7 protein-coding genes are annotated in these 10,124 nt (G+C 61.6%); 6 read left to right on the top strand and 1 reads right to left on the bottom strand.

Annotated elements, in window-relative coordinates; all coding sequences use genetic code 11:
• The first annotated feature begins 401 nt into the window (after window positions 1-401).
• The 5 genes from ASD32_RS13585 (at window position 402) to ASD32_RS13605 (ending at window position 6,827) form a co-directional block, all read left to right on the top strand.
• Complete coding sequence (locus ASD32_RS13585) at window positions 402-2,000, top strand: peptide ABC transporter substrate-binding protein (RefSeq protein WP_060638555.1); 1,599 nt, start codon at window positions 402-404, stop codon at window positions 1,998-2,000.
• Window positions 2,001-2,061: 61 nt separating this feature from the next.
• Window positions 2,062-2,985, top strand: coding sequence for an oligopeptide ABC transporter permease OppB (gene oppB, locus ASD32_RS13590; protein ID WP_060638556.1), 924 nt, complete (start codon window positions 2,062-2,064; stop codon window positions 2,983-2,985).
• Complete coding sequence (locus ASD32_RS13595; RefSeq protein WP_060638557.1) at window positions 2,978-4,105, top strand: ABC transporter permease subunit; 1,128 nt, start codon at window positions 2,978-2,980, stop codon at window positions 4,103-4,105. Before oppB ends, ASD32_RS13595 begins: the two co-directional genes overlap by 8 nt.
• A gap of 1 nt (window position 4,106) precedes the next feature.
• Entirely contained in the window at window positions 4,107-5,708 is a 1,602-nt protein-coding gene (locus ASD32_RS13600) for an ABC transporter ATP-binding protein (RefSeq protein ID WP_060638558.1), read from the top strand.
• A gap of 207 nt (window positions 5,709-5,915) precedes the next feature.
• Complete coding sequence (locus ASD32_RS13605; RefSeq protein WP_060638559.1) at window positions 5,916-6,827, top strand: SMP-30/gluconolactonase/LRE family protein; 912 nt, start codon at window positions 5,916-5,918, stop codon at window positions 6,825-6,827.
• Window positions 6,828-6,856: 29 nt separating this feature from the next.
• Here ASD32_RS13605 and ASD32_RS13610 read toward each other — a convergent pair whose 3' ends face one another.
• Window positions 6,857-7,765, bottom strand: a complete 909-nt coding sequence (locus tag ASD32_RS13610; protein ID WP_060638662.1) for a DMT family transporter — start codon at window positions 7,763-7,765, stop codon at window positions 6,857-6,859.
• A 260-nt stretch (window positions 7,766-8,025) separates the two neighbouring features.
• Between ASD32_RS13610 and ASD32_RS13615 the strand changes: the two genes are divergently transcribed.
• On the top strand, window positions 8,026-10,124 hold a 2,099-nt coding region (locus ASD32_RS13615; RefSeq protein WP_244490164.1), incomplete at its 3' end, for an FdhF/YdeP family oxidoreductase.

Consider the following 10,124-nt stretch of genomic DNA (forward strand, 5'->3'; position numbering starts at 1 on the left):
TCCTGTATTTTTTTGTCGACACCGCAAGGACAGCTTTTGATTGTTATCGAACCGTCACGCGCCGTTCATGCACGCGCTTCGTCAGGCGGGTCCGCGAAACCACGAAAGTGGCGTTGCGCACGATCACCGTCGCAATCCGCCTTTGCGCGCACGCATATTACGTCAACAGCCGCAAATAATGGCCAAGCTTGCGCAGATGCCGCAAAACACCCTTCGAGGAGCGGGCTCACGCCGTCGAATTCCGCCCGTAAACCCTGCGATTGAAATGCAACCACGGCGCTATACTGACCTGTCCGCGAGCGACATTTCAGTGCCGGAGGCGACATTTAGAGCCTTGCCACTGGAAAAGAATTGGCATTCTATCGCCGCTTCACAACCTAAAAGAGGGGAAGGAGAACAAAATGACATTGGCAAAAATCAACCTCCGTACGGCAATGCTGCTGGGATCAATTCTGATTGGCGCGAGCCCGGCGCTCGCCGAAACCGTCCTGCACCGCGGCAATGCCGGCGAGCCGCAGACGCTCGATCAGGCCCACACCTCGATCAATATCGAAGCCTTCATCCTGAAGGACCTTTTCGAAGGCCTGACGATCTACGACGCCGCCGGCAAGATCGTCCCGGGTGCAGCCGAAACCTGGGATCTGTCGGACGATGGTCTCGTCTATACTTTCAAGCTGCGCGCCGACGCAAAGTGGTCGGATGGCTCTCCGGTCACCGCCGGAGATTTCGTGTTCTCTCTTCAGCGCGTCGAAGATCCGAAGACTGCCGCCGGCTACGCCAACATTCTTTTCCCGGTCAAGAACGCCGAAAAGGTCAACAAGGGCGAAGTGCCGGTCGACCAGCTCGGCGTAAAGGCCATCGACGACAAGACGCTGGAAATCACACTGGAGCGTCCGACGCCATTCTTCCTTGAACTTCTCGCGCACCAGACCGCCCTGCCGATCTCCAAGGCCAGCTTCGAAAAGAGCGGTGCCGATTTCGTCAAGCCAGGCGTCATGGTCTCAAACGGGGCCTACAAGCTGACAGCCCATGTGCCGAACGACACGCTCACGGTCGAGAAGAACCCATCCTACTGGGACGTCAACAACGTCAAGATCGACAAGGTGATCTTCTACCCTATCGACGATCAGGCCGCCTCCGTGCGCCGCTTCGAGGCCAAGGAAATGGACCTCGCCTATAATTTCTCGGCTGACCAGCTGGAACGCCTGCGCGGCTCGCTCGGAGACCAGGTGCATGTCTCTCCGGCATTGGCGACCTACTATTACGCCTTCGATACGCGCCAGGAGCCCTATAGCGATGTCCGCGTCCGCCGCGCCCTGTCGATGGCCGTCGATCGCGACTTCCTTGCAAAGGAAATCTACAGCGGCTCCCAGCTGCCATCCTATTCGATGGTTCCTCCGGGCATGGAGAATTACGGCGAGCCTTCAAAGGCCGATTTTGCCGACAAGTCGCAGCTGGACCGCGAGGATGAAGCCCTCAAGCTGATGAAGGAAGCCGGGTACGGCGAAGGCGGCAAGCCGCTCGACATCGAAATCCGCTACAACACCAACCCGAACCACGAACGTGTCGCCACGGCCGTTGCCGACATGTGGAAGAACACGTTCGGCGCCAAGGTGTCGATGGTCAATCTCGACGTCTCCTCGCACTATGCCTACCTGCAGGAAGGCGGCAAGTTCAACGTTGCCCGTGCGGGCTGGGTGGCCGACTATGCGGATGCCGAAAACTTCCTGGCACTGAGCGTCTCGGCGAACAAGACCTTCAACTACGGTCACTTCGAGAACAAGGATTTCGACGCCCTGATGAAGTCGTCCTACACGGAGCAGGATCCGACTGTCCGCTCCAAGCTTCTTTACGACGCCGAAACCCTTTTGATGAAGGAACAGCCTGTCGCGCCGTTGCTGGCCCAGGCGGAACTCTGGCTGGTATCGAACAGGATCAAGGGCTGGCAGGATAATGCTGCCAACGAGCATCTGAGCAAGTTCCTCAGCATCGCCGAATAATGGAACTTTGACGCGCGGCAACGGCCTGTTGCCGCGCGTCATGGTCAGAGAGTAAAGCCCCATGATCTCCTTTGTCCTGCGCCGCCTTGCGAGCGCCGTGCCGACGCTGTTCATCGTCGTCACGATTTCCTTCTTCCTGATGCGGTTCGCCCCCGGCGGCCCCTTCAATCTCGAACGCCCGCTGCCGCCGCAGACGATGGCGAACCTGATGGCGACCTATCACCTGGACCAGCCGCTCTGGAACCAGTACCTCGCCTATATCGGCAATGCCGTGACCGGCGATTTCGGACCGAGCTACATCTACAAGGACAACACCGTTGCCGAACTGATCGGCAAGGGCCTGCCCTATTCGATGGAACTCGGTTTCTACGCCCTGGTGCTTGCATTGTTTGGCGGCGTTCTCGCCGGCACGATCGCCGCCCTCAGGCAAAACAGCGCCCTCGACTTTCTCATCATGTCGGTCTCGACCATGGGTGTCACCATACCGAACTTCGTCGTCGGCCCCGTGCTGACGCTGATCTTTGCCATCACGCTGTCCTGGCTTCCCGCCGGCAGCTGGGGCGATGGTTCGCTGCGCTTCCTGATCCTGCCGATGATCGCGCTTGCTTTGCCGCAGCTTGCGGTCTTTGCCCGGCTGACGCGCGGCTCGATGATCGAGGCGTTGCATACCGATCATATCCGCACCGCGCGCGCCTATGGCCTGCCCTCGCGCACTGTGGTCATCACCCATGCGATGCGCGCTGCCATGCTGCCGGTCGTGTCCTATCTGGCGCCGGCGGCTGCGGCCCTGCTCACCGGCTCGGCTGTTGTCGAGACGATCTTCACCATTCCCGGCGTTGGCCGCTATTTCGTGCTGGGGGCGATCAACCGCGACTATACGCTGGTGATGGGCACCGTGGTGCTGATTGCCATCTTCGTCATCGTTTTCAATCTTCTGGTCGACATTCTCTACGGCCTTCTTGATCCGAGGGTTCGCCATGACTGATATCGTCACCACGCAACTGCCGCCGGAAACGGCCAGCAGAAGCCTGTTTCAGCTCGCCACCATGCGTTTTCGCCGCAACCGCGCCGCCATGGCCGGCTGCGTGACGCTGCTGCTGATCACCCTGTTTTCCTTCCTCGGCCCCTATTTCATCAGCCATAGCTATGACCAGGTGTTCCCGTCCTACGTCTCGATCCCGCCAAGCGTCGAGCCCCGGCCGGACGCATCGAGCCTGCAGGCGGTGATGGAAGGCGTAGCGTCACGGGCGCGCGTCGATCTGAAGGAATTTGCCGTCGAAGGCCAGACGTTCACCGCCACCGTGACGTCAGCCACGCCGATCGATCCGCGCACCACGCGCTATTTCGACCGCGCCAACGAATTCGACAGCACGCAGATCGCCGCTACCGAAGACGATGGCAAGACGCTGAAACTCACCGGCAGCGTTTCGCGCGAATATTTCCTGTTCGGCACGGATTCCAACGGCCGCGACCTGATGGCCCGCGTCATGCTTGGCGGCCAGATCTCGATCGCCGTCGGGCTGCTCGCCAGCCTGGTTTCGCTGAGCATCGGCGTTCTCTATGGCGCGACCTCCGGCTATATTGGCGGCCGCGTCGATAATGTCATGATGCGGTTCGTCGAAATCCTCTATTCGCTGCCCTTCGTGTTCCTGGTCGTCGTGCTGGTCGTCTTCTTCGGACGCTCGTTCATCCTGATCTTCCTCGTCATCGGCGCAGTGGAATGGCTGGACATGGCCCGCATCGTGCGCGGCCAGACGCTCGCCCTCAAACGGCGGGAATTCATCGGTGCAGCACAGGCGCTGGGACTGACCGACTGGCAGATCATCCGCCGCCACATCATCCCGAACACGATCGGCCCGGTGGTGGTTTTCGTCACCGTGGTCGTGCCGAAAGTTATTCTGCTGGAAAGCTTTTTGTCCTTCCTCGGCCTTGGCGTTCAGGCGCCGCTCACAAGCTGGGGTGCGCTGATTGCCGAAGGTGCCAACAATATCCAGTCGGCACCCTGGCTCCTGATCTTCCCGGCGATCTTCTTCGTCCTCACCCTGTTCTCGCTCAATTTCGCCGGTGACGGCCTGCGCGATGCGCTCGACCCGAAGGACCGTTGATATGACCGATAAACAGGAAACAATCCTCGCCGTGCGCGACCTCAGGGTCACCTTCACGACGCCGGATGGCGACGTGCAGGCGGTCAAGGGCATCGATCTCGACATCAAGGCCGGCGAGACGCTGGCCGTGGTGGGCGAGAGCGGCTCCGGCAAGAGCCAGACAATGATGGGCATCATGGGCCTTCTGGCCGGCAACGGCCGGGTCACCGGCTCGGCGAAATATCGCGGCCAGGAACTGGTCGGGCTGCCGCTGAAGGCGCTGAACACCGTGCGCGGCGCCAAGATCACCATGATCTTCCAGGAGCCGATGACCTCGCTCGACCCGCTCTATACGATCGGCCGCCAGATCGCCGAACCGATCGTGCACCATCGCGGCGGCACATTCAAGCAGGCCCGCGCCCGCGTGCTCGAACTGCTGGAACTGGTCGGCATTCCCGATGCCAAGCGCCGCATCGACAGCTATCCGCATGAAATGTCCGGCGGCCAGCGCCAGCGCGTCATGATTGCCATGGCGCTTGCCAACGATCCCGACATCCTGATTGCCGACGAACCGACGACCGCGCTCGACGTCACCATCCAGGCGCAGATCCTCGATCTGCTCAATTCGCTGCAGGCGAAATTCGGCATGGCGGTGGTGCTGATCACCCACGATCTCGGCATCGTCAAACACTTCGCCAACAGGGTTGCCGTCATGCGCCGCGGCGAGGTGGTGGAGACCGGAACGACGGCCGATATCTTCGAGCGTCCGCAGGCCGACTATACGAAGATGCTCCTTGCCGCCGAACCGCACGGCCGCAAGGCTTCGCCCCCACAGACAGCACCGGTCATTCTCGAAGGCAGGAATGTCTCTGTCGATTATGCCACCGGCGGCGGCCTGTTCGGCCGCTCGGCCGGTGTCTTCCGCGCCGTCGATGGCGTCAACATCCGGCTGAAGGAAGGCCAGACGATCGGCATTGTCGGCGAATCCGGTTCCGGCAAGTCGACACTCGGCCGCGCTCTTCTGCGGCTGGTGCCGAGTTCCGGCCGTTATCAGTTCGGAACGGCCAATATTTCCGATTTCGGCCGCTCGGCCATGCGGCCGCTGCGCCGGCAATTGCAGCTGGTCTTCCAGGACCCCTACGGCTCGCTATCGCCACGCCAGACGGTCGGCGAGATCATCACCGAAGGCCTTTATGTCCACGAACCGCAGCTGAGCCGCGCCGAGCGTGACAAGCGGGCCATCGAAGCGCTCAAGGAGGTCCGCCTCGATCCGGCCGCCCGCAACCGCTATCCGCACGAGTTCTCCGGCGGCCAGCGCCAGCGCATCGCCATCGCCCGCGCCATCATCCTGAAGCCGAAGGTCGTCATTCTGGATGAACCGACCTCGGCGCTCGATCGCTCCGTCCAGGGCCAGGTCATCGATCTCCTGCGCGATCTGCAGAAAGCACACGGGCTGTCCTACATCTTCATCAGCCACGATCTCTCGGTGATCAAGGCCATGTCGGACTATGTGGTCGTGATGAAGAACGGCAGGATCGTCGAGGAAGGCGATACCGACGCGATCTTCCAGGCCCCGCGCGAAACCTACACCCAGACCCTGATGAGCGCCGCCTTCACGGCATAACGGTTCGACGGAACCCCCTGCGCCGGAAAAGAATGCTCTCCCCCCTTGCGGGGGAGATGCCGGTACAGCCGGCAGAGGGGGGCGAAAACCACTCACACTGAACTCCCCGCCCTGCGCTTATTTCCATCCGCCAATTACAGTCCGAAAATTTATGCGCTAGATTGCCCGCAAGCCGGACGCACAGCGCCGGGCAAACGGAGCACGATCGTGACCAGCCCATCACTCTACGAAATCCACGACCAGCGCTTCCAGTCACTGATCGTCGGCAGCGCCGCTCTCGAGGAACTGCATTCCGGTTGCCGCTGGGCCGAAGGCCCTGTCTGGTTCGATGACGCCCAGCAGCTGTTATGGAGCGACATTCCCAATCAGCGCATCCTGCGCTGGGTGCCGGACGGCGGCGTATCGGTCTACCGGTATCCCTCGAATTTCGCCAATGGCCATACCCGCGACCGGCAGGGGCGGCTGATCTCGTGCGAACACGGCACCCGCCGCGTCACCCGCACCGATACCGACGGTTCGATCACGGTGCTGGCCGCCAGTTTCGAGGGCAAGCGGCTGAATTCTCCCAATGACGTCGTCGTGCGTTCCGACGGCAGCATCTGGTTCAGCGATCCGACCTACGGCATCCTGTCGGACTATGAGGGCTATAAATCAGCCCCGGAACAGGACAAGCGCAGTGTGTACCGGCTTGATCCGGGCACAGGTGAATTGACGGCGGTGGCCAGCGATTTCCTCCAGCCGAACGGACTTGCCTTCTCGCCCAGCGAAACCAGGCTCTATGTCGCCGATAGCGGCACCAACCCGGACGATACGGCCCCGGCCCATATCCGGGTCTATGATGTGGAAGGCACGCGGCTCACCAATTCCTCGGTCTTCTGCCATCTCGACGAAGGCCGCCCGGACGGGTTCCGCCTCGATACTAACGGCAATCTTTGGGCCAGCGGCGGCCATGCGGTGCATTGTTTTGCCCCGGACGGAACCCTGCTCGGCAAGATCCGCATCCCGCAGGGCGTTTCCAACCTTACCTTCGGCGGCCCCCGCCGCAACCGGCTATTCATCACCGCGACGCAATCCGTCTATTCGATCTATGTGACCGCAACCGGCGCCCAGCGGCCTTAGAGCCTCGTACGAGGCCCTAATGATCCCGGCTAGTTGTTGATCGCGCCCTGGCGCTTCAACTGCTGTTCGCGGAAGAAGATGAACAGGCCGGACGCGATGATCAGCGCCGCGCCGACGAGCACGGTCCATCGCGGCGTATCGCCGAAGAACATCCAGCCGAAGACCACAGCCCAAAACAGAAGCGTATATTGCAAAGGCACGACGGTGGCCGCATCCGCAAGCTTCAGCGAGCGGCTGACCAGAAGATGCGCCATCATCGCGACGATGCCGAGAAGGCTGAGCGCAAACAGCGCCTGCATATCCAAGGGCGCCCAGCCGGCCGTATTGGCCCCGACGCCGACCAGAGAAAAGATCAGCGCGCCGCTCAGCTGCCAGAAGATCAGCGTCGTATCCGGCGTTGACCGCAGGGTCCGCCCCAAAAGCAGCGCAAAAGCGAAGGCGGCACTACCGACCAGCGCGATCAGCGCCGGCAGCGAAAAGCTCTTGGCGGATGGTTCCAGCGCGATGATGACCCCGGCAAAGCCGATCAGGATCGCCGTCCACCGCCGCCAGCCGACTTTTTCGCCAAGCAGGAACGGCGACGCGGCCGCGACATAGATCGGTGCTGCCAGCCAATAGGTCATCGCATCGGCCAGCGGCATATAGGCGACCGCAAAATAGAAGGCCGATGCATCGACGGCAAACAGCAGCGAACGCAGCGCATGCAGCCACGGCCGGTCGACCTGGATGAGGCTGCGCCAGCCGCGCTTGATGAAAAACGGCGTCAGCACGATCAGCGCGGCGATGCTGCGGATCGTCATCAGCTGGGGAACAGAATAGGTCGAGACCAGCCATTTCCCCATGACGTCGTTGAGCGAGAACATCAGCATGCCCAAGAGCATGATCAACACGCCGTTGCGGGCGGCATTTGATGAAGGGGCAAGGGTCTCAGTGGTCATGGCATGGATTCCGGCGGCAATGCGTGCCAGTCGCACATTCCGGCCGGGCGATCCAGTCGCGAAAAAGCATAGGTCCATGAACAATTGGAATGCTGTTCAAGCTTGCTCCTGCTTAGGACTGGACCGATTGATAGATAATTCCTATCGGCGCATGCGATGCGGACCCTTGAATGAACTGCGAAATTCCATCAAAAGCCTCTCTAAACCTCTTTTTTGGTCACGTTTCTTCTATCGGCTGCACGTCAGGGATCACTGCGTTCATGGGCAAGACTGTTTTCATCGGCAAGGCCTCCAAGGCTGCAGGCGGCTGGGGTGCATTGAAAAGCTGCGGCAAGCGGCTTCTGGAAAGCGGCTCGCCGATTTCGGGCGCGCGTGCGCTGTTGAAGGCAAACCAGCCGGATGGCTTCGATTGCCCCGGCTGCGCCTGGGGTGATCCCGAACATGGATCCTCGTTCGAATTCTGCGAAAACGGCGTCAAGGCCGTAGCCTGGGAGGCGACGGACAAGCGCACGCCGCCGGATTTCTTTGCGGCAAACACCGTCACGGCGCTGCAATCCTGGAGCGACTACGAGCTGGAACAGCAGGGCCGCCTCACCCATCCGATGCGCTATGACAGCGCCACCGACACCTATACGCGCGTCAGCTGGGACGCTGCCTTTACCGAAATCGGCGCCATCCTCAACAGTTTCGACACGCCGGACCGGGCGGAATTCTACACCTCCGGCCGCGCCTCCAACGAAGCCGCCTTCCTCTACCAGCTGTTCGTGCGGCTCTACGGCACCAACAATTTTCCCGATTGCTCCAACATGTGCCAAGAGGCAAGCGGCATTGCCATGAAACAGGCCGTCGGCGTCGGCAAGGGCACCGTGCTTCTGGAGGATTTTGAAAAGGCCGACGCCATCTTCGTCATCGGCCAGAATCCCGGAACCAATCATCCGCGCATGCTCGGCGATCTGCGCCGTGCCGCCCAGCGCGGCGCAAAAATCGCAGTGTTCAATCCGGTGCGCGAGCGCGGGCTGGAACGGTTTGCCGATCCGCAAGACAAGCTGGAAATGCTGCGCGGCGGCTCGACCGAGATTGCCAGCGACTATTTCCAGCCACGCCTCGGTGGCGACATGGCCGCCGTGCGCGGCATAGCCAAGGCCGTCTTTGCCGCCGATGATGCGGCCCTTGCGGCGGGAGAACCTTCCGTTCTCGATCTTGATTTCCTGACGCAGCACACCGCCGGTTTTAAAGCCTACCGGGTCGCTGTCGATGCGACCGGCTGGGCCGAGATCGAGGATCAGTCGGGCCTGACGCGGCTGGAGCTGGAACGCGCGGCCGAAACCTATCTGGGCGCCGAACGCGTGATCTGCACCTGGGCCATGGGCGTGACGCAGCACCGGCATTCGGTGATCACCATCCGCGAAATCGCCAATTTCATGATGCTGCGCGGCAATATCGGCAAGCCGGGCGCTGGCCTCTGCCCCGTGCGCGGACATTCCAACGTGCAGGGCGACCGCACCGTGGGCATCAACGAGAAGGCGCCTGCCGCCTTTCTCGACGCGCTGCAACGGGAATTCGATTTCCAGGCGCCGCGCAAGGAAGGCCATAACGTGCTGGCCGCCATCGGCGCCATGCTGGATGGCTCGGCCAAAGCCTTTATCGGCCTTGGCGGCAATTTCGCCCGCGCCACCCCCGATAGCCCGATCATCGCCAAGGCGCTTTCGCGGCAGAAGCTGACGGTCAATATCGCCACCAAGCTCAATCACTCGCACCTGATGCCGGGCGAAGTCAGCTTCATCCTGCCCTGCCTCGGCCGCACAGAGATCGACCGGAACTCAAAGGGTGTCAGCCAGATCGTCACTGTCGAGGACTCCATGAGCATGGTGCATGGCTCCGGCGGCATCAACAAACCGGCTTCGCCGGAACTGCGCTCCGAAGTCGCCATCATCGCCGGTATCGCGGCGGCGACTGTCGGTTCAGTCAAGGTAGACTGGGCAGCGCTTGCCGATGATTACGATCTGATCCGCAATCACATCGCCAATGTCATCCCCGGTTTCGAAAATTACAACGAACGCGTCCGCAAGCCGCGCGGCTTCCACCTGCGCAATGCCGCCGCAAACCGGGAATGGGAAACCCCGGCCAGCCGCGCCACCTTCTGGAGCGGCACGCTTCCCGCCGCGATCGAACATCAGGTCGCTCGTGGCCAGGACGGCGTCTTCGTGCTGCAGACCTTCCGCTCGCACGACCAGTACAATACGACGATCTACGGCATGGACGACCGCTATCGTGGCGTCTATGGCGAACGCAGCGTCGTCTTCATCAACCCCGCCGACCTCGCTGAACTCGGTGCCGAGGCGGGCAGCCGCGTCGATGT

The sequence above is a fragment of the Rhizobium sp. Root483D2 genome (genome assembly GCF_001426685.1).
GTDB lineage: Bacteria > Pseudomonadota > Alphaproteobacteria > Rhizobiales > Rhizobiaceae > Pararhizobium > Pararhizobium qamdonense.

Coding starts and splice junctions, on each gene's coding strand:
- ASD32_RS13595 (WP_060638557.1), top strand. CDS start 2,978: ATGACTGATATCGTCACCACGCAACTGCCGCCGGAAACGGCCAGCAGA.
- ASD32_RS13600 (WP_060638558.1), top strand. CDS start 4,107: ATGACCGATAAACAGGAAACAATCCTCGCCGTGCGCGACCTCAGGGTC.
- ASD32_RS13610 (WP_060638662.1), bottom strand. CDS start 7,765: ATGACCACTGAGACCCTTGCCCCTTCATCAAATGCCGCCCGCAACGGC.
- ASD32_RS13585 (WP_060638555.1), top strand. CDS start 402: ATGACATTGGCAAAAATCAACCTCCGTACGGCAATGCTGCTGGGATCA.
- oppB (WP_060638556.1), top strand. CDS start 2,062: ATGATCTCCTTTGTCCTGCGCCGCCTTGCGAGCGCCGTGCCGACGCTG.